This window comes from Paenibacillus xylanexedens (assembly GCF_007680605.1).
In the GTDB taxonomy this organism is placed as follows: Bacteria; Bacillota; Bacilli; order Paenibacillales; family Paenibacillaceae; genus Paenibacillus; species Paenibacillus xylanexedens_B.
This window is the reverse complement of sequence record NZ_VEIO01000001.1, coordinates 2,716,144-2,737,552: the sequence shown is the minus strand read 5'-3', so window position 1 is coordinate 2,737,552 and position 21,409 is coordinate 2,716,144. Positions and strand designations below refer to the sequence as shown.

Sequence of the window (21,409 nt, the reverse complement as noted above, 5' to 3'; positions counted from 1 at the left end):
CATAGAGAGATTTAATACAGAGGGGGATCAGGGTGAAACGAACGAAGGTTGCGATCTTTGATATTGATAAAACGATTATACGCAGTGACTCCATGTTTCAATTTGTATTTTATAGTGTGCGACGTTATCCTTGGCAAGTATGGCGTCTGCCTGTCATTGCATTTCATACCTTCCTATTCAAAGCGGGCTTTATGACGGTTGAGCGGGTTAAACGTTCCTATTTTCAGGAAATCAAACGTATGTCTGAGAGAGACCTGGAGCATTTTTTCGATACCCACCTGCGAACTTCCATATTTACGGAGGCCAGTGTAGAGATGCAACATCGGAAGGAAGCTGGATATCATGTGTTGCTCGTAACGGCTTCTCCGCATGCGTATATGAAGTATTTCAAAAATTTCCCTTGGGTCGATCATGTGATCGGAACCGAACTTGTTCGGCATGAGAATGGGTATACCTGCACCGTTGAAGGTGCCAACTGTAAGGGAGAAGAAAAGGTACGCCGGATTCAAGCTTATTTGGCTGAGAAAAACATGGAAATTGATTATGAGCAATCCTGCTCGTACTCCGATTCTTTATCGGATCTTCCCGTCATGCAGCTTGTGCGTCAGCGGTATTTTGTAAATAAACGTGTTCCTGAGATGGAGGCGTTAACGTGGGGGAAATAGGTTCACGTCACACCGGCAAATGGTTGATGCTAGCTTCTGCTTTCCTGACGGCGACGGGGCAGTTGTTCTGGAAGTGGGGATTGACGGAGTGGATTTACATGGGTGTGGGTTTTCTATGTTACGGCATGGGAGCCATTTTGATGATTAAGGCATTCGCGCGCGAAAAGCTCTCGGTAGCCTACCCGTTGATGTGTGCCAGTTATGTTTTTGCATTAATCTATGGATATTTCTTGCTTGGTGAAGAAATTACGGTACAAAAGCTTGCGGCTGTTGTGCTCCTGGGAATCGGGGTGACGTTAACCAGTGTGGATCGATAGTTGGATGATTGCTGTGTTAATCGTGATGACCCTATGCGGAGCAATGGGCGGGGCTGGGTTGAAATTTTACGCGACGAGTCGTAAACGACTACATGTGCTGATCGGACTTGGTTTTTATGGAACGGGTGCACTGCTTAACATTGTGTTACTCAAGTTTCTGCCTCTAACTGTAGTGTTGCCTGCGAACGCTTTAACCTACGTCTGGACCCTTATTATTGCAAAATGGGCTTTTAAGGAGACGGTAGGGCCAATGCGGTGGATCGGCGTTGTCTGTATCATGGGCGGACTATGCTTGCTTGTACTCTAGACCGGATTTTATATTTCTAATTTTTATCATTAAACATTGGATGTGAACGCATGAAATTTTTAGATTACATATTTTATGACCGTAGAGTGACTTGGACTGCTTTTGTTTTGTTCGCCGGTTTTGCTCTTTTTTATGGTTTGATGAATGGTTCTTATATTCTATATATCAGTCAAAACGCAGAGATGCTGGGAAAATATACACCATTTAATACAGCTATATTTCCCCTTAACCTGTTTAATTTTGATCCTTCGATGTATTACGGGGACAACAGCTCATCTGTTATTCATCCCTTAATTTCTTATTTGGCGGTTACGCTCGGAGCTATTTCCAAGCTGCTGGGGGGCAATTGGTTTTTTCTGATTTTACAATCCCTTGTGAATGCGGGCTCCGTTGTTCTGGTCTTTGTGTTTCTAAGCCAAAATGAAAAGAAATCCTCACATACACCTTTGTTGTTCGCGTTGCTGTTTGGGTTCAGCTCGTATTTAATGTTTACGGCATTTATCCCGGACTCGTATCCGTATGTGCAGTTTGTTATTCTTCTGTCCGTTCTATACTTGCAGTATTCGCGTGTGCAGAAGGAGGTCCGTTATGTCCCGAATGCGCTACTTGCGACAATTAATTTTGGATTAACTTCAACCAATATCGTACCGTTTGCCGGAGCTGTCTTCTTTAATATGCAGGCATGGCGTAGTAAGGCAGGTTGGAAAAAATATATCGGCATCATGTCACTCGCCGTGCTGATGATCGTGGTGTTAACAGCCATTCAGTATGTTGCATTTGGCGGCCGAAGCTGGATAAGCAACTGGTTGTTAGGAATTCAAAATGGGGGCACGAGTTACGCGACACCGTTCCAGTGGGCGGCACATTTTAAAGCGTTAGTATTGCTGACCATCAATCCCATGTTGTCCCCACAAGTGCACTTGCTTGATCCGGGTATGGTCGCATTTGTCACAGATCTTTCCCGCTCTAATCCGCTTTACGTTCAGATGACAGGTATATTTCTTTTGTTGCTTGCGCTGGCAGGGTTCATACGTGGTATACGCGAACGTAGTGTGTGGACGTTAATGCCGTACATTATATTTGCTATTCTGCTTCATCTCGTTGTAGGATTCGGGCTGGCTGTGTACCAATATGATATGTACCTATATGCCGGACATTATTTGTTTGCTTTTTATCTGCTTGGTGGCATGTTTATCAGTAGCCTGCGCTCCGGTTTTGGTAAAAAAATACTGATTGGACTGCTCGTAGCATCCCTGTTCGTCACGGCGGGTAACAATATCTATCGTCATTTCGAAACCCTGTCCACGATTAAACAATCTTACGAACAGCTGGAACAGCAACGTTCTGCGCAATGATGAATTTCCCTGGAAAAAGAATCGAATGAGAAACTTGGCACAGCACTTGAGGATATCCTGCTTAGTACCACAAAAAGGCTTCTTGAACTTACGTTCAAGAGGCCTTTTTTAGCGAAGCCCAGGTGTTGCTAAATACATCAAATCAAGCAATGATTTTTGTCTTTTTCGCATTTTCAGCAGAACGTTTCGTCAAGCTGCTTAATGGGCGTTTTAACAAAAGAGCAATAATCAGACTAAGCGCAATGAACAGACACAACCACAGAATGTCTTTAATGGCTGTTGACCATAGAATACCGCCGACCGCTTCCCGTAGCAGACTGATAGCATAAGTGAACGGCATGAATGGATTTAACGCCTGGAAAAAGGGCGAAGTCATGCTGATCGGGAAAGTACCGCCCGAACTGGAGAACTGAAACACCATGAAGATAATGGCAATGCCTTTGCCAGTATTGCCGAATACAGATAGGAGGGTATATGTGATCGTGACGAACACTGCACTCACCAGCATCGCGAATAAAATAAACCACCACTTATCTGCGACATACGTTCCCAGAATCCAAATGTCTCCTGCTGTAACACATATCGCTTGCAATGCACCCACAGTTAAGAAAGTAGCTAGACGGCCGAAATACAGTTCATATCCGCGGTATGTCCCTTCCGGGTTTTCTGCTTCCGCACGTAGCAGGGAAATTAACAATGTCGAACCTACCCATAGTGATAATACGGCATAGAACGGTGACATCGCTGAACCGTAATTCGGAATGGGATACAGGTGTCGCTCTTTAATCTGTACCGGACTAGCGAGGAATGCACTTTCCTCTTCGATATCCCCCCGCAGCAACTTGGCAAGCTCGGCAAACTGATTATTGCCTTCGACTTCTCTTAGTTTCTCGGCAGCCTTGCGGATTGCACTTTCCAGCTCTGGCAAGTCCTCACGAACAAGAGCAGCTACGCGATGTACGCCTTGTTGCACATCGGGAAGCTGTTGCTGCACAAAGCTGGATGCCTTGCCAATTTGTTTCTCAGCCTGAGGCAGATCATTACGGACAAAATCGGCAGCTGCGTTTAATTTATCCTCCAGCTTTGGCAGATCGCGCTGAATAAGGGAGGACAATGCATTCAAAGCACGAATAAAGGATTCGCTCTTGGTGTCAAGCGTTTGTGAGATCTCATGTACCTTAGCCTGAATGATAGGGAGATCCCCCTGGATTTTTTCCAGCTCGGTCTGACCAAATTGAATACCTTCCTTCGCTGTAGCAAGAATGGCTGCAATGTCGGGAAGACGCTCTTTTGCTGCTTGCAGCGTATTTACTGACGTAGATAGAACCGAATTGAGCTGATCGGCAGCAGCCGTGAGTGCAGGAACAACCTGGCTGTCGAAGGTGCTTAGAAAGCGATCTATCCCGGTGCTAATGTTGCTGTTCAGTTCATTTAATCGGGCAACAATATCTGCTGGAGGAACCGTGTTTTCCCGCAAGGCTTTGCCGATGATTCCGGCCAGTTTTATTTGTTGCTGAAGCTGTCCGGATATCGTTTGCAATTGCTCTATCCTTGAAGCCAAGGGATGAGACGGCAGTATAGCATCAATTTTGCCAAACAGGCCGGACATACTGTCCACGATTTTTACCGCAGTGCCAAGGCGAGATGTCAGACGGTCGATATCATCAGCACTAGGAAACTTATTCCAATCGGTTCCTTTTAATTGTTCGAACACATCGGCAGCTGCGTTTGTCATTTGCTGAACTAACAGCAGATTTTGCCGAAGGGTTGGCGTAATTGACTGGAAGGCTTGCCGAGTGGCACCTGCAAATTGATTCAATCCCTCAGCAAACTGCACTGCATTATCCGAAATTTCGGACACCTTATCAAGGTTCTGTTCAGCAGAAGATACGATATCAAGCGCTTTATTCGTCTTATCCAGGGCAGCTTGAATCACTCCGGCAGCTTGTCCAAAATTGGCATCAACCTCTTGAATACGGGCGACAGCTTGCTGAATTTCAGGAATTCGATCCTGAAGGGCCACCACCTCTGAAGCAGCGGCTTTGATCTGAGGCCAATACTGCTGTACTTTCAGCACATATCCAGCAGCTTCGTTGATTTCAGGCAGTCGTTTTTCCAATTCCACAATTTTTTGTGCCTGCTTCACAATCTCCGGCATGGCTTGGTCAACTTCGAGCACTTTCTGACCTGCTGACTGGATTGCGGGCAGATTTCTCTCCAGCATAAAGATGCCACTTTCCATTTTGCGTAGCGTTGGCAACTGTGCATTAATCTCTACGCCAGCCTCCTTTAGCTTGGTAAGTACAGCTTCGCTGACGGCTTCGGTGAAATTTTCATTAATTTGCGTTGTAATGGCGGATACGCCCGAACCGGTTATTTTGGGGGCAATAGCATTGACCTTTTCATTGACAGTATATATGACCTCCGGCCGATCCAATTTTCCATCGACTATGCCCGTGATCCGCGATGAAAAATCAGCAGGAATGAGCAGACTGGCGTAATACTCGCCGGTTTGAACACCGCGGCTAGCCTCGGCCTGATTCACAAATGTCCATCCCAGCTTGTGGTTTTGACTTAAACTACGCGTTAACTCATCGCCAATATTAATGGTAGTACCCGTAACCGTGGCACCCTTGTCTTCACTAGTGACGGCGATTTTGATGCCTTGTGTATTACTGTACGGATCCCAGACGGATTTGACATTCACCCAGTCGTATACTCCCGGCAATAATATGATTGCGATGATTAGAAATATACCTGTGGGTACTTTGAAAATGTGTAGCCAGTCTGACTTGTAAATATGCCATATGTGACGCATGATGTCCTCCTTGAGAATAATGAAGGAAGCTATAACATTGGGGGAAGAGGAATACCTTCCTTACGTTGTTTACTCCCTAAGCTATATGTATATCGGAAAAAAGGCAGATTTAATAAAATGAGCGTGTGTATAAACTTTCCCCAATTGAAAGGGGACTGATTCATATTCTACATAGATTCAAGATAGGCATTTGAAAATAGTGACAGGTGGTGTTATTTGGATTAGAAACAGGTTGTAATTGTCTATGGATAAATATGCAGGTTTGTTGTATAATTATAAACGACGAATGACATGTGATGTGACATGGATGTTTTTTCGCCTAAATGCTGATTCTAATTAGACGAAGCAGAGGATTTGCACCTGAGATGGTGAGGTGTTGACAGAGGGTTGTCTTTCTGTCATAATTCATGAAGACAAACGGGCATAATGAGACAGAACTCTGTGAGGTTCCTCATATGCACGACATGAATAGCACCTTTAAATCAGTCCCGTGAGACTGGCAAGGTAACGTGAACGATTCATCGTTTATTTGCTGCGGCAGATATAATGATGCATCCCGAGAGTAAACTTTCTTCAGCGACGTCTGAAGTTCGGAGACTCCTTGCCAATAAACACGGCAAGGAGTCTTTTTTGTTCTCCTCGTCACGGGGCCATGGTTTCGAAGGAAAATCCTGAGGAGGCTGAACGCATGAGCACAGAGACACATGTCATTATGGATGAAACGGCGATCCGCCGCGCATTGACAAGGATTGCCCATGAAATACTGGAGAAGAACAAAGGCATCGACGATTGCGTGCTGGTTGGAATCCGCACCCGCGGAGTGTATCTGGCCGAACGAATCGCCGCCAAGATCGAAGAGATTGAAGGCGCCAAAGTTCCCTGGGGAGACCTTGATGTAACCCTGTATCGTGATGACCGACTGGAAGATAACCATACGAATCGCAAGGAACTGTTGATTATGACACCTGAATCACTTTCCATTCATAACAAAAAAGTGATTTTGTTCGATGATGTGTTGTACACCGGACGCACAATACGAGCCGCGATGGATGCGCTGATGGACTGCGGAAGACCACAGAACATACAACTGGCGGTACTTGCAGACCGCGGACACCGGGAACTACCGATCAGACCTGATTTTATCGGCAAAAACGTGCCGACGTCCAAATCAGAAGAGATCGAGGTTGCACTCATGGAGACGGACGGACAGGATGAGGTCAAAATCATACAGAACCGAGGGGAGCAGGCATGATGATTACACAGACAGCGTTGAGAGACCGGAGCTTGCTTGGATTGAAAGACATTAGCCGTGATGAGATCGAGTCGATTCTGAACCGCGCAGCCCACTGGGAAGCACAGAAGGAGAAACTCGTTCCGATTCTTGAGTCCCGCTTTGTAGCGAACATGTTCTTCGAGAATAGTACCCGCACCCGCTTCTCTTTTGAAATGGCAGAGAAACGTCTTGGCGCTCAGGTGCTGAACTTCACGGCAGCTGCATCCAGTGTGGAGAAGGGCGAGTCGATCTACGACACGGTTCGAACACTTGAATCCATGGGCATTGATGCAGGGGTCATTCGCTTAAAACCGGCAGGGGTCTTGCAGCAACTGGCTCAGAAGGTAAGTGTACCGCTAGTGAATGCGGGAGATGGCAATAACGAGCATCCGACGCAGGCGCTCCTTGATCTCTACACGATGAGGAAGGCATTCGGTGAACTGAAAGGTTTACGTGTCTCGATCATCGGAGATATCATGCATAGCCGGGTAGCACGCTCTAACTTGTGGGCACTGCAAAAGTTTGGTGCAGATGTACGTTTCTGCGCACCGCAAACGATGCAGGCGCCGGAGCTTGCGCAGCACGCACCTTATGTAGGTCTTGAAGAAGCGCTGGATGCTGATGTAGTCATGATGCTCAGGGTTCAATTGGAACGTCATCAACATGGCCTGATCACTTCGGCTGAGGATTATCGCGAACACTACGGATTGACGGAAGAACGGGCGTCACGCCTGAAGCCAAGCACGATTATTATGCACCCTGCTCCTGTGAACCGTAACGTTGAAGTCGATGATGCGGTTGTCGAGAGTGAAGCATCACGGATTTTCCCACAGATGGCAAACGGAGTTCCGATCCGCATGGCGGTTATGGAACGTGCGATGAAGCTGTAACAGGGCCTAGCATAGAGTCATAGGCTGGCGAGACGATGTTCTTGCACACCAACGAAGAGAGTAGACGATAAAACATTCATCTAGCGGATTTACCCTGCTGGACAGAACCGAAGCGGAGGGCAATTATGGTACAGGTGATAAAAAACGCAAACGTCTTGAATCAACAAGGGGAACTTGAACGGAAAACCATTCTTATAGAAGAAGGTAAAATTAAAACGATCGCTGGCCCGGAAGATGAAATCGTACGGAACGCCGAGAAGTCAGCGCAAGAGGTGACGGATGCATCAGGCAAGCTGGTGATCCCTGGATTAATCGATATGCACGTGCATCTGCGCGAGCCTGGATTCGAACACAAAGAGACGATCGAAACAGGAGCTCGTTCCGCTGCGCAAGGTGGTTTTACAACTATCGCCTGTATGCCTAACACAAGACCGGTAACGGATACGCCTGAGGTTGTGGAACTGGTACTGAACAAAGCGAAGGAAGCAGACCTGGTTAAAGTCTTGCCCTATGCGGCGATTACCAAAAACGAACTCGGCCGCGAATTGACCGACTTTGCCGCATTAAAGGCAGCGGGTGCGATTGGCTTCACGGATGACGGCGTTGGTGTACAGAACGCACAAATGATGAAGGATGCGATGAGCCTCGCGGCAAGCATGGATATGCCAGTGATTGCACACTGTGAGGATGATTCTCTGGTAGTTGGCGGATATGTCACCGAAGGTGAATTCTCTAAGCGCCATGGCATCAAAGGTATTCCGAATGAATCTGAAGCGATTCACGTCGGACGTGATATCTTGCTCGCAGAAGCAACAGGTGTACACTATCATGTGTGCCATGTCAGTACAGAACAATCGGTTCGTCTGATTCGTCTGGCGAAATCGATCGGCATCAAGGTGACTGCTGAGGTATGCCCACACCACCTTGTTCTATCCGATGAAGATATTCCAGGCATGGATGCCAATTGGAAGATGAACCCGCCGCTACGCTCACCGCGTGATGTGCAGGCTTGTATCGAAGGTTTGCTGGATGGAACGATCGACATGATCGTGACTGACCATGCACCGCATAGCGAAGAAGAGAAAGCCAAAGGCATGGAGCTCGCACCATTTGGTATTGTTGGATTCGAAACGGCATTTCCGTTGCTGTACACCAAGTTTGTTGAAACGGGATTGTGGACGTTAGAATTCCTGGTCAAACGTATGACGGCCGATCCGGCTCGCGTATTCAGACTGGATACGGGCAAGCTGGAAGCAGGAGCACCTGCCGACCTGACGATGATTGATCTGAATCAGGAAAAAGCGGTTGACCCGGCAACGTTCGCAACAAAAGGTAGAAACACACCGTTCACAGGCTGGAAGCTGAAAGGCTGGCCGGTACAAACATGGGTGGATGGCAAAAGTGTATGGAATAACACGTTAGAGCAATAAAACAGCACTATGCTGACGTAATACATCGTTAAATATGCACATTAGTACTCATAACATAAAATTTTCATTGAAATACCAGAGTAATCAGTAATTTCTTTTCTTTAAACAAACTCAAGGCAAAATGATGCCGAGAGCCCAACATACAAAACAAACATAGTTAAATGTACTTTTTTGAACTTTGAGCACGACCTTAGCTACGAAGTGGACAGAAAAGACCCGGAGAAGCGAAGCGCTCGCCTTTATCCCCGGATTACCCCATTTGAAAAATGGAACCAAAGTAATCCGGGGATAACAGCGATCGAAGGGTTTTCTGTCCACGGAGTCCCACGCTAACGTAACTCCACGTTCAACCCAAGAGCATTTAACTTTGATAAACACAGAGGGAGTGAAATGGGATGCAGGGACAGGCAAGATTATTGTTGGAAGACGGCACGCTGTTCACCGGAAAAGCATTTGGCGCGGAAGGTGAAACGACAGGAGAGGTCGTTTTTAATACGGGAATTACAGGCTATCAAGAGGTACTTTCAGATCCTTCATACTGTGGCCAGATCGTAACGATGACGTATCCATTGATCGGTAACTACGGGATTACCCGGGATGACTTTGAGTCGATTCGTCCGTACGTACACGGTTTCGTAGTACGACGCCATGAGCCAACGCCGAGCAACTGGCGTGCAGAGTACAGCGTGGATAATCTGCTGAAAGAATACGGGATCGTAGGGATCAGCGAGATTGATACACGGATGTTGACTCGCCGAATTCGTCACCAAGGTACTATGAAGGGAATTCTCACAACAGGATCGAAACCTGTCGAAGAACTGCTGGAAATGATGGGGGACACTACGATTGAGCAGTTGCGTAATCAGGTGCCTATGACATCAACAGAGCATGTGTACAACAGCCCGGGAACAGCAGAACGTATCGTTCTGGTCGACTACGGTGCAAAAACAGGGATTTTGCGTGAACTGAGCAAACGTAACTGTGACGTTGTTGTCGTACCGCACGACGTAACGGCTGACGAGATTCGAAGACTGAACCCGGATGGCATTCAGTTGTCCAACGGCCCTGGGGACCCGAAAGACGTTCCACATGCCGTAAACATGATCAGCGAGTTGCTCGGTGAATATCCGATCTTCGGCATCTGCCTGGGTCACCAGTTGTTCGCCCTGGCAGCAGGCGCAGACACGGAAAAACTCAAGTTTGGGCACCGCGGAGGCAATCACCCGGTTAAAGAACTGGAGAGTGGGCGTTGCTTCATCACATCCCAAAACCACGGTTACACGGTAAACGAAGAGTCTGTGAAAAGCACTGATCTTGAAGTTACCCATATCAACAATAACGACAAGACCATCGAAGGTCTGAAACATAAAAAATATCCTGCCTTCTCCGTGCAGTATCACCCGGAAGCAGCGCCAGGACCTTATGATAACAGCTATCTGTTTGACCGTTTCATCGAGATGATTCGTGAGTACAAGATCACTAACCCGCAAAAGCCGCGTCAAGCCGTATTGGCAGCCGCAGTGAAAGGAGCGCAATAACATGCCGATTAACAAAGATCTCAAAAAAATCCTGGTGATTGGTTCCGGTCCAATCGTCATCGGTCAAGCGGCCGAGTTCGACTATGCCGGTACGCAAGCTTGCCAGGCTCTCAAAGAAGAAGGCGTGGAAGTTGTACTCATTAACAGCAACCCTGCAACAATCATGACGGATACCAATATGGCTGACAAAGTGTACATTGAGCCAATTACGCTTGATTTTGTAACCCAAATTATTCGTCAGGAACGTCCGGACGGTTTGTTGCCAACACTGGGCGGCCAAACAGGTCTGAACATGGCCGTAGAACTCGCACGAGCGGGAGTGCTTGAGCGTGAAAACGTGAAATTGCTCGGAACACAACTGACTTCCATCGAAAAAGCGGAAGACCGTGATCTGTTCCGTGATCTGATGCGTGAACTGGAACAGCCCGTACCAGAGAGTGTTATCGTTACAACGCTGGAAGAGTCCCTGCAATTCGCTGGTGAAATCGGTTATCCAATCATCGTTCGTCCGGCCTACACCCTTGGCGGAACAGGCGGCGGAATCTGTGCAAACGAAGAAGAGTTACGCGAAACCGTAGCAGCAGGACTTCGTTACAGTCCGATTGGTCAATGTCTGGTAGAGAAAAGCATCGCCGGCATGAAAGAAGTCGAGTACGAGGTTATGCGTGACAAGAACGATAACTGCATCGTAGTCTGCAACATGGAAAACTTTGACCCGGTAGGCGTTCATACAGGTGACAGTATCGTTGTGGCGCCAAGCCAAACGTTGTCTGACCGTGAATACCAAATGCTTCGTTCCGCTTCCCTGAAAATCATCCGTGCCCTGAACATCGAGGGAGGATGTAACGTACAGTTCGCACTTGATCCACATAGCTTCCAATATTATGTTATCGAGGTTAACCCGCGTGTAAGCCGTTCATCCGCACTAGCTTCCAAAGCTACAGGTTACCCGATTGCGAAAATGGCTGCCAAAATCGCGATGGGTTACACGCTGGATGAGATTGTTAACCCGGTTACAGGCCAAACCTACGCTTGTTTTGAGCCGACACTTGACTATATCGTAAGCAAAATTCCACGCTGGCCGTTCGACAAGTTTACATCCGCGAACCGCAAACTGGGTACACAGATGAAAGCAACAGGCGAAGTTATGGCGATTGGACGTACGTTCGAAGAGTCCATTCACAAAGCGGTTCGTTCCCTGGAGATTGGTGTACACCGTCTGTACCTGAAAGGTGCAGAAACACTGGATGAAACGACGCTGAACGAACGTCTGATGAAAGCGGACGATGAGCGTATGTTCCTGATCGCGGAAGCTTTCCGCAGAGGTTATACGTTGCAACAACTGCAGGATTTGACCAAGATCGACTGGTGGTTCCTGGATAAAATCGAAGGGCTCATTAAGTTCGAAGACCGCGTTCGCGCAGAATCCGAATTGACTTCCGAAACCCTCTATCAAGCGAAACGTCTTGGCTTTACGGACCGTGCTATCGCTGAGTTGCGTGCCGAAGGTCAGCCTGGAGGTACATTGACGACCGAAGCAGAAGTCAGAGCACGTCGTGAAGAGGAGAACCTTCGTCCGGTTTACAAAATGGTAGATACATGTGCAGCCGAATTCGAAGCAACAACGCCTTACTACTACTCGACGTATGAGACAGAAAATGAAGTATTGCCTTCGGACAAGAAAAAAGTGGTGGTGCTTGGTTCGGGTCCAATCCGCATCGGTCAAGGGATCGAGTTCGACTACTCGACAGTACATGCGGTATGGGCTTTGCAGAAAGCTGGATATGAGGCGGTTATTATCAATAACAACCCGGAGACGGTTTCCACTGACTTTAATACTTCTGACCGCTTGTACTTCGAACCACTGTTCTTCGAGGATGTCATGAACGTTATCGAGCAAGAGCAACCGGTAGGGGTTATCGTGCAGTTTGGTGGTCAAACAGCGATCAACCTGGCAGCACCGCTACGCAATGCGGGAGTAACGATCCTCGGTACGGATCTGGAAAGCATCGATGAAGCAGAGGATCGCAAGAAGTTCGAGCGTCTGCTCTCCCGTCTGGAGATTGCACAGCCAAAAGGTAAAACAGTAACTTCTGTAGACGATGCTGTGGAAACAGCTCAATCACTCGGATATCCTGTACTTGTTCGTCCTTCGTATGTCCTGGGCGGTCGTGCGATGGAGATCGTATACTCCGATGCGGAACTGTTGACTTACATGGAGCAAGCGGTAAAAATCAATCCGGAGCATCCGGTTCTGATCGACCGTTACATGCTGGGTAAAGAGGTAGAAGTAGACGCCATCTGTGACGGTGAAACGGTATTGGTTCCGGGTATCATGGAGCATATCGAACGCGCAGGGGTACACTCCGGTGACTCCATCGCGGTATATCCGCCGCAGCATCTGTCTGCGGACCTAAAAGAAAAAATTGTAGAGATTACAATTAAAATAGCTAAAGAACTGAAAACGGTTGGTCTGGTAAACATCCAGTTTGTTATTCACGAGGGCCAGGTTTATGTTATCGAGGTTAACCCGCGTTCTTCCCGGACGGTTCCTTTCCTGAGTAAAGTAACCAACATTCCAATGGCGAACCTGGCAACACAAGCGATCTTGGGTGTGAAGCTGAAAGATCTGGGTTATGTCGATGGTCTGTGGCCTGAAACAGATCACGTGTCAGTAAAAGTGCCTGTGTTCTCCTTCGCGAAGCTACGTCGTGTTGAGCCAACTCTCGGACCTGAGATGAAATCGACGGGTGAAGTTATGGGACGTGACCCGAACTATGCGAAAGCCCTGTTCAAAGGTCTGATCGGAGCAGGAATGAAAATTCCGGCTACGGGTGCAATCGTTGTTACTGTCGCAGACAAAGATAAAGACGAAGCAGTACCTCTGCTCGAAGGCTTCTACAGACTGGGTTATAAAATCATGGCAACTGGCGGAACAGCAGCTGCGCTTCAAGCGGCTAACATTCCGGTAACCGTTGTGAACAAACTAAGCGAAGGCTCACCTAACATTCTCGATATGATCCGTAGCGGTGAAGCGAACTTTGTGTTCAATACCCTGACTAAAGGTAAAACGCCACAACGTGACGGATTCCGTATCCGCCGTGAAGCGGTTGAGAACGGTGTGGTATGTATGACTTCGCTGGATACCATTCGTGCGCTATTGATCATGCTGCAAACGATCAACTTCTCCTCGGAGGCTATGCCAGCCTTTGTATAATGAATAGTCACTTGATGAAGGACATCAGTCAGCCCGCGGGTTGGCGGGATGTCCTTTATATCGGGCAAAAACGGAAAAAATGAGCACGCGGAAGGGGCGCTGGGATATGAATCACCCGAATTTCAATGAAATGGCTGGACGCCTGATGGTTGCACTCGATTACCCGGGGGCAGATGAGGCACAGAAACTGGTACAAGCTCTTGAGGGTATTCCCTGTTATCTCAAGGTCGGCATGCAGTTGTTCTATGCAGCGGGTCCGGACTTTATTCGGGAGCTGAAAGCGAGAGGCTACTCCGTGTTTCTTGACGTGAAAATGCATGATATTCCAAATACCGTGCGCGGCGGAGCCGAAAGCATCACACGTCTTGGAGTGGACATGTTTAATGTACATGCGGCGGGCGGCGTGAGCATGATGCGTGCAGCACGTGAAGGCGCGGAAGCCGCCCTTGTTGCCGATCCTTCGCTGACAAGACCTGAGATTATCGCTGTGACACAATTGACCAGCACAAGCCTGGAGACGATGAATAACGAAATCGGTATCCCTGGGAGTGTAGAGCAAGCGGTTGTTCGTTATGCCGGGCTGGCTCAGGAGGCCGGGCTGGATGGTGTGGTGGCTTCTCCGCTCGAAGTGCCAGCAATCCGGGTAGCGTGTGGCAGTGAATTTCGCACGGTAACCCCCGGCATTCGTCCAGCAGGCAGTGGTCTAGGTGACCAGACACGTGTCCTGACACCAGGAGAGGCCATTGGCAGAGGCAGTCATTACATCGTTGTGGGCAGACCCATTACCGGTGCACCAAACCCGCGTGAAGCGGCAGAGACCATTTTGAAGGAGATGTTGAACGTATGATCGAACTTAGCCAAATTCCAAACCATATTGCTTCTCAGTTGTTAAAAATCAAAGCGGTGGCACTGCGTCCGCAGCAACCATTCACCTGGACATCCGGCATCAAATCACCAATCTATTGTGATAATCGTTTGACGATGTCTTATCCTGAGATTCGTAACGATATTGCCGAAGCATTTGCCGCAATCATTCGTGATCAATATCCAGATGCTGAGGTGATTGCAGGTACAGCAACCGCGGGTATTCCACACGCTGCATGGGTAGCTCAGAAGCTGAATCTGCCGATGGCCTATATTCGAGATAAAGCGAAAGGTCACGGCAAGGAAAATCTGATTGAAGGTTTAATCAGCGAAGGGCAGAAAGTAGTCGTGATCGAGGATTTGATTTCAACCGGAGGAAGTTCGATTAAAGCGGCAGAAGCTGTACGCGTAGCAGGAGCGACACCACTCGCAGTTCTTGCCATTTTCAGCTATCAGCTGGATAAAGGCGTGAAAGCATTCGAGGAAGCAGGCATACCGCTACAAACGCTGTCCAATTACACAGCGCTGATGGATGTTGCGTTGGCTCAAGGTACCATTCAAGAGAGTGATTTTGCGCTGCTTCGATCATGGCGCGAAAATCCTTCTTCATTTATGGCGTGAAGATCCTTCTTCATTTGGTAAATAATATCATCCCATCAACAATAGACTGCTATGCAGCAAACGGTATCAAAATTGTAATGATTCCCGTAATGACAGCAAAACTATCGAATAATCAAGAGGCATCCCGTAACTTGGGGTGCTTTTTTGTTATGTTCATCAAAATATTAACTTTTTCACGCTGACGTTGTAAAAAGCTTGTAACTTTTAGTGGAGAGCAGTCGTTTATAATTCAGTGTAGCATGGAACAGATTTCTAGTTTTAGGGCGCATGAAGGAAATGCGCGGTATAACAAGAGAGGATGAGCGTGATTGCTGGCATGAAAAAGTTATTTTCAAGGAAAAGAACTGCCAAGAGCCAATCGGGTGATGAACGCGAGCAGGAACAACCTAAGCTGGAGGAAAGGGCTACATCGGAAGAACCTTCGTACATAACGGAGCCCAGGTCTCTAAGCGCGGAAACGCTCACGTCAGATGAGGTGTCTGCTATGGAGGAGTCTGCAACGGCTATAGCCATAGAGGACAAACCGGAGAAGACCAAAGCGAAGCCAAGAAAGGAATTGTTGCCTCCGTATGATGGACCCGTGTTGGAGGTACGCAACGTTCATCGCAGCTTTCAGACAGGCAGTCGTATCATTCATGTGCTCAAAGGCATTGATATGGAAGTAAAGCCGCAGCAGCTTGTTATGCTGAAAGGACGGTCTGGCTCAGGTAAAACAACTTTGCTGAACATGCTTGGCGGACTTGACCAGCCTTCCAGTGGAGAGATTCTATTCTCCGGACAGCCTCTTCAGGATTGGGGAGATCAACGGCGAACCGCTTTGCGGCGCAGAGAGATTGGGTTTATTTTTCAAGCGTATGCACTTATGCCGTTATTATCTGCTTGGGAAAATGTAGAGCTTTCGCTCCGTATGGCGGATGTACCGCGATCGGAATGGAAGGACAGAGTAGGTCACTGTCTGGACTTGGTCGGACTAAGCAAACGGGTGAAGCACCGGCCTTTTGAAATGTCCGGGGGGGAGCAGCAACGGGTGGCTATCGCTAAAGCGATTGCACACAGGCCTCGGTTGCTGCTTGCGGATGAACCAACGGCGGAGCTGGATTCCAAAATGGGTGCACAGGTTATGGCTGTGTTCCGCAATATCATTGAAGTAGAACAAGTAACGATATGTATGACTACACACGATCCTACAATTTTGGAGGTTGCGGACCATGTTTATGAAATGGCGGACGGCAGATTTCTCACGTAAAGGTGCCGTTCCGAAGAGGGGAAAACGCACGGCGCTTATTGTACTTGGTGCAATACTCGCCGCAACGATGTCAGGCTGTTCATTGCTGCCATCTGAATCGGAGGAAGAGGTGCTTCCACCAATAACGCCGCCTACGATCTCCAAAAAACCGGAATATGAAGTCCGTACGGAGACGCTGGAGAAAAAGGTGAGCGGTAGTGGCAAAATGATGAGTCAGCGTGAAGAAAAAGTATATTTTACGCTGGATGGCATGCACATTCAGGAGTTGAATGTAAAAACGGGGGATAAAGTGAAGAAAGGACAGGTTCTCGCTGTCCTCGACGTAACCAGTGTGGAGAAGGAGATTCGCGGCAAGCGGCTTCAGATTCGCAAATCGGAAGTACAGATGAAGGAAACGCTACGCAAGAAGGACGAGATGGATCCCGTGGAGTTTGAAGAAGCAACCATTGCTTTTGAAGAACTTCGTCAGGAGCTTGCTGATCTGGAAGAAAAGCTGGGACAATCCACGCTGACGGCTCCATTCGGAGGTACCGTGATTGCGGTTCAAGTAGAGAAGGGCGCATCGGTCAAAGCGTATGATCCGGTTGCGACCATTGCGGATACGTCCAACCTGGTTGTGGCGGCTACATTTGCCAAGGAGGATCTGGAGAAATTTACTTCTGGCATGAAGGCTGAAGTTGACATTAACGGTGCTGGCAAAGTGGCTGGTAAGATCAAAGCAATGCCTACAGCCGATGCTTCCAGTAACAATAATGGCAATGGATCAGGCCAAGGCCAAGGAGGCACACCTCCAACGAAGGAAACGCTTGATCAATATGTTCTTGTTACCTTGGCAAAGATGCCGAAAAATGTAGAACGCGGTACGCCTTTAACGGTTTCGATCGTAACCCAGCGCACCGAGAACGCAATTGTCATTCCTGTATCTGCTCTGCGCTCCATCGGTTCAAGAACCTATGTACAGGTGATCGAGAATGATGGCAGCAAGCGTGAAGTGGACGTTGAGGTTGGACAGCAGACATCAACCGATGTCGAGATTCTGAAAGGTCTGACGGTTGGTCAGAAAGTTGTGGGACGCTAATGGGGCTGCCATTGCTTCGGCTGCTGTTCCGCAAAATGTGGAACACACGCTGGATGACTTTCAGCACATTAATCGGCTTGATTGTGGCGGTAGCGTTCACCGTCAGTATTCCAATGTATGCCGATGGTGCGTTGAAACGGGTTGTCGCGCAGACGCTGCAGGATAACAGTGAAGGTTTACCAGCAGGATCGCTGTTGATGAGTTACCAGGCACCCGGGGGTGCAAAGACTGATACCAGAGGACTGGATGAGGTGAATCGCTACATTCGCGAGGATGTTCCTCGCGACATTGGATTTCCATTTCATACGTATGTGAATTCGAGATCCATTCGCAGTACAGAGGTCAGTCCTGAAGATCCGACCAAAGTGGATGCAAGCCGTGTGCGGAGTATGACACTGGGGACGATGAGTGGACTGGATGATCAGGTGAATTACTCGGCGGGTGTCAAACCTGGGAATCAGGTCAAGGACGACATCATCGAAGCTGTGATGCTGGAAGAAGGGATGTACCGAAATGATCTTCATGTGGGGGATATTCTGGAATATCCGATCTACAGTGGTCTGAATATCACGTTGCGTGTGAAAATTACGGGTTCCTTCAAGGCCGACAATCCGAATAATCCTTATTGGGTTCAAGGCTTCGACGGCATGATGAATGGACTTTATGTGAATGAATCGGTTTTTAACGACGTATTGCTCAAAGAAAAGGGGATTCCACTACAGAATTCACGCTGGTACTATGCGTTTGATCTGAAAGATGTTCAAACGAGCCAGTTATCGGGCCTCAGCTCTGTGTTGGAACGGCTGGATATTGATCTCTATCAGCGGCTGAAAGATACCAAGGTTGATATTACCTTCGGTGATCTGCTCAAACAATTCCGTAGCCAGAGTCTGCAGCTGCAGACGATGTTGTTTACGCTGGCTGCACCGATGATTGCAATGGTCTTTTATTTTATCGCGATGAATGCCAGACAATCCTTGCAAAAGCAGGAAAGTGACATCGCTGTTCTTCGCAGCCGCGGAGCCTCGGCTCGGCAAATCTTTTCGCTCTATCTGCTTGAAGGTATTTTCCTGGGCGCGATTGCATTGGTGGTTGGGCCGCTACTCGGATGGTTCATGGCGAAGAGTATCGGCTCGGCAAGTGGATTCTTATCCTTTGTAGATCGGAAATCCATTCCGATTGGCGTCTCCAAAGAAGCGATTCTGCTTGGCGTGGCGGCAGTACTGGTTGCCATTATTGCATCACTGATTCCGGCAATTACGTATGCACGGGCAACGATTGTATCAGCTAAAAGGCGCCAGGCACGTACCGATCGTGCGCCGCTGTGGCAACGATGGTTCCTTGATGTGGGACTGCTCGGTCTGGCGGGATACGGATACTATCTGTTTTATGAACGTCAGATGCTGACGTTCCAGACGGGGATGACGACGGATCAGTTACAGGTGCAGCCGTTTCTGTTCTTTGTACCTGCGCTGGCGATCTTTGCGCTTGGACTGTTTTTCCTGCGTTTGTTCCCTTGGATTTTGAAACTGATACAGTTGATCGGACGCAAGTTATTGCCAGTTCCAATGTATCTGACGTTGACACAGTTATCCCGTTCATCTTCATCCTATTATCCGCTCATGATTCTATTAGTGCTGACGCTCGGCCTTGGGGTGTATAACTCGGCCGCAGCGCGAACCATTGATTTGAATTCGACGGAACGCACGCTTTACCGTTATGGCTCGGATGTTATTATGCAAACGGTATGGGAAGGAACCCCCGAGGTGAAACCGGGAGGTTCTGGACAGGGCGGCGGATCAGGCGGCGGGCAACAAGGTGGAGGTAACGGAGGGGCCGGTGGTGGCGCTGGTGGAGGAAATAGCGGTGGAGGAGCTCCGGGAGGTGGCGGCGGTGGCGGTTCATCGCAACCCACCAAAATCATATACTCTGAGCCACCATTTGAAGTGTTCCGCCAATTAAACGGTGTGGAGCATGCTGCACGGGTACTGCAAACGAAAGGCAACATTATTGTCTCGGGTAAATCCGGCGGACAAGGGATGCTCGTCGGTATCGATAATGTAGACTTTGCCAAAGTAGCCTGGTTCCGTAACGATCTATTCCCTGCACATCCTTACAAATATCTTGATTTGCTTGGTAAATATGAAGGGGCTGTACTGATCTCTTCGAAATTTGCCGACAAGTTCAAGCTCAAAACGGGAGACATGGTCTCCATGGGGGTACAGGGTCAAGCGATAGAATTTGTTGTTTTTGGCATTATTCCATACTGGCCTTCGCAATATCCGGATCAGATGCCATTTTTCGTGGCTAATCTGGATTATATTTACGATCAGGTGCCACTAATCCCCTACGAGGTATGGTTAAAAATGAAACCGGATGCCAAGGTAGCTCCATTAATGGAGAAACTCGCGGCAGAAGGCATTGAGCTATCCTCTGTCCGCGATGTGCGAACCGAACTGGTCACCCAGGGCAAACATCCATCCAGGGGCGGGGTGTTTGGCATTCTGAGCTTGGGTTTCCTGGTATCGGTAATCATCTCGTTAATCGGATACGTGCTGTACTGGTTCTTTAACCTCTCGGGACGTGTGGTGCAGTTTGGTGTCCTGCGGGCAATGGGTCTATCCAGAGCACAGCTCAGCGGTATGTTATTGCTGGAGCAGATCTTTACGGCGGGGCTTTCAATCCTGCTGGGGATTAGCATTGGTCAGGTTTCAAGCAGGCTCTTCCTGCCGTTCTTGCAAACGACCGATAACGTGTCTGCGCAGGTTCCGCCATTCCGTATCGTCTTTGAACAGCAGGATATGCTGCAACTGTACGGCGTAACCGTAGTCATGCTGATCATCGGAGCATCGATGCTGCTCTGGCAGATTCGCAGGCTCAGAGTTCATCAGGCGGTCAAAATGGGAGAGGAGAGGTAAACGTGATCCAATGCGAAGGACTTGTCAAAATTTTTAAATCCAGCGATGTGGAAGTCGTTGCCCTTCAAGGTCTCAATCTGACCGTCAATCAAGGTGAAATGATGGCGATCATCGGCAACAGCGGTAGTGGTAAATCAACGCTGCTTAACATCCTTGGCGGCCTGGATCGCCCTACCGCTGGCACGGCGGTGGTTGGAGATTGGGATCTGCTTAAAATGACGGATGCTCAACTGGTGGAATACAAACGTCATACCGTCGGATTCATCTGGCAAAATAACGGTCGTAATTTGCTGCCTTATCTCACCGCACTGGAAAATGTGGAAACGCCCATGATTCTGGGTGGCAAACGTGATCGTAAATACGCCATGCAGCTACTGGAATGGGTCGGTCTGAAGGATCGTATGCATAACAAACTGCATCAGCTGTCGGGCGGGGAGCAGCAACGTGTAGCGATTGCGATCTCCTTGTCCAACCGGCCAAAGATTTTGCTGGCGGATGAACCTACAGGTTCCGTCGATTCCGAGACTTGTGATACGATCATGAACATTTTTCGCAAAATGAATAAGGAACTGGGTGTCACGATTGTCATCGTTACCCATGATTTGACGCTTGCTGGCAAGGTCGACCGAATCGTTGCGATTCGGGATGGTCTGACGAGCACTGAATTTGTGAAACGAAATCCGAATCTGGATGATGATCAGGGACTGTCTGAAGCAGGTGCTCCTGACGTTCATGAAGCTTTTGTCATTATTGATCGTGCCGGCCGCCTTCAGGTGCCGAAAGAGTATCTGGAAGCCTTGTCCATCGACAGTAGGGCTACCTTGGAATTCGACGGTGAACGAATTGTCATTACACCGCCAAGATAATTTAAG

The 21,409-nt window shown here is 48.4% G+C and carries 16 protein-coding genes; 15 read left to right on the top strand and 1 reads right to left on the bottom strand.

What is annotated here, in order from left to right:
* Positions 1 to 32: 32 nt before the first annotated feature.
* From FS818_RS12210 to FS818_RS12195, 4 genes are read left to right on the top strand one after another with little or no spacing between them, the layout of a single operon-like run.
* Positions 33 to 665 (top strand): HAD family hydrolase, encoded by a 633-nt coding sequence (locus FS818_RS12210; RefSeq protein WP_145332021.1) that lies wholly within the window; start codon positions 33 to 35, stop codon positions 663 to 665.
* A gap of 26 nt (positions 666 to 691) precedes the next feature.
* Complete coding sequence (locus FS818_RS12205) at positions 692 to 982, top strand: EamA family transporter (protein ID WP_090923793.1); 291 nt, start codon at positions 692 to 694, stop codon at positions 980 to 982.
* A complete protein-coding gene (locus tag FS818_RS12200) occupies positions 969 to 1,289 on the top strand; it encodes an EamA family transporter (protein ID WP_260989836.1) in 321 nt (106 codons plus the stop codon). The genes FS818_RS12205 and FS818_RS12200 overlap by 14 nt, the downstream gene beginning before the upstream one ends.
* A gap of 50 nt (positions 1,290 to 1,339) precedes the next feature.
* Positions 1,340 to 2,644 (top strand): DUF6080 domain-containing protein, encoded by a 1,305-nt coding sequence (locus tag FS818_RS12195; RefSeq protein WP_145332019.1) that lies wholly within the window; start codon positions 1,340 to 1,342, stop codon positions 2,642 to 2,644.
* Between the two features lie 142 nt (positions 2,645 to 2,786).
* Here FS818_RS12195 and FS818_RS12190 read toward each other — a convergent pair whose 3' ends face one another.
* Positions 2,787 to 5,462, bottom strand: a complete 2,676-nt coding sequence (locus tag FS818_RS12190; RefSeq protein WP_145332017.1) for a YhgE/Pip domain-containing protein — start codon at positions 5,460 to 5,462, stop codon at positions 2,787 to 2,789.
* 688 nt (positions 5,463 to 6,150) lie between these two features.
* On the opposite strand from FS818_RS12190, the gene pyrR reads away from it, so the two are divergent.
* From pyrR to FS818_RS12135, 11 genes are all read left to right on the top strand, one after another.
* Positions 6,151 to 6,714 (top strand): bifunctional pyr operon transcriptional regulator/uracil phosphoribosyltransferase PyrR, encoded by a 564-nt coding sequence (pyrR, locus tag FS818_RS12185; protein ID WP_145332015.1) that lies wholly within the window; start codon positions 6,151 to 6,153, stop codon positions 6,712 to 6,714.
* Complete coding sequence (locus FS818_RS12180) at positions 6,714 to 7,625, top strand: aspartate carbamoyltransferase catalytic subunit (protein WP_397351740.1); 912 nt, start codon at positions 6,714 to 6,716, stop codon at positions 7,623 to 7,625. The genes pyrR and FS818_RS12180 overlap by 1 nt, the downstream gene beginning before the upstream one ends.
* A 125-nt stretch (positions 7,626 to 7,750) precedes the next feature.
* A complete protein-coding gene (locus FS818_RS12175) occupies positions 7,751 to 9,055 on the top strand; it encodes a dihydroorotase (RefSeq protein ID WP_145332011.1) in 1,305 nt (434 codons plus the stop codon).
* A 395-nt stretch (positions 9,056 to 9,450) separates the two neighbouring features.
* Positions 9,451 to 10,593, top strand: coding sequence for a glutamine-hydrolyzing carbamoyl-phosphate synthase small subunit (carA, locus tag FS818_RS12170; protein WP_145332010.1), 1,143 nt, complete (start codon positions 9,451 to 9,453; stop codon positions 10,591 to 10,593).
* Between the two features lies 1 nt (position 10,594).
* Positions 10,595 to 13,810 carry a carbamoyl-phosphate synthase large subunit gene (gene carB / locus FS818_RS12165; protein WP_145332008.1) on the top strand — a complete coding sequence of 1,072 codons (3,216 nt, stop codon included), beginning with the start codon at positions 10,595 to 10,597 and terminating at the stop codon, positions 13,808 to 13,810.
* A 106-nt stretch (positions 13,811 to 13,916) separates the two neighbouring features.
* Entirely contained in the window at positions 13,917 to 14,657 is a 741-nt protein-coding gene (pyrF, locus tag FS818_RS12160; RefSeq protein ID WP_145332006.1) for an orotidine-5'-phosphate decarboxylase, read from the top strand.
* The gene (gene pyrE, locus FS818_RS12155; protein WP_145332003.1) at positions 14,654 to 15,295 is read left to right on the top strand and encodes an orotate phosphoribosyltransferase; all 642 of its coding nucleotides are present in this window, start codon (positions 14,654 to 14,656) and stop codon (positions 15,293 to 15,295) included. Before pyrF ends, pyrE begins: the two co-directional genes overlap by 4 nt.
* 316 nt (positions 15,296 to 15,611) lie before the next feature.
* On the top strand, positions 15,612 to 16,541 hold the full coding sequence (locus tag FS818_RS12150) for an ABC transporter ATP-binding protein (protein ID WP_260989835.1): 930 nt from the start codon (positions 15,612 to 15,614) through the stop codon (positions 16,539 to 16,541).
* Positions 16,504 to 17,619, top strand: a complete 1,116-nt coding sequence (locus tag FS818_RS12145) for an efflux RND transporter periplasmic adaptor subunit (RefSeq protein ID WP_145332001.1) — start codon at positions 16,504 to 16,506, stop codon at positions 17,617 to 17,619. The genes FS818_RS12150 and FS818_RS12145 overlap by 38 nt, the downstream gene beginning before the upstream one ends.
* Positions 17,619 to 20,537 carry an ABC transporter permease gene (locus FS818_RS12140; RefSeq protein ID WP_145332000.1) on the top strand — a complete coding sequence of 973 codons (2,919 nt, stop codon included), beginning with the start codon at positions 17,619 to 17,621 and terminating at the stop codon, positions 20,535 to 20,537. Before FS818_RS12145 ends, FS818_RS12140 begins: the two co-directional genes overlap by 1 nt.
* A 2-nt stretch (positions 20,538 to 20,539) precedes the next feature.
* Entirely contained in the window at positions 20,540 to 21,403 is an 864-nt protein-coding gene (locus FS818_RS12135; protein WP_090923725.1) for an ABC transporter ATP-binding protein, read from the top strand.
* Positions 21,404 to 21,409 lie beyond the last annotated feature (6 nt).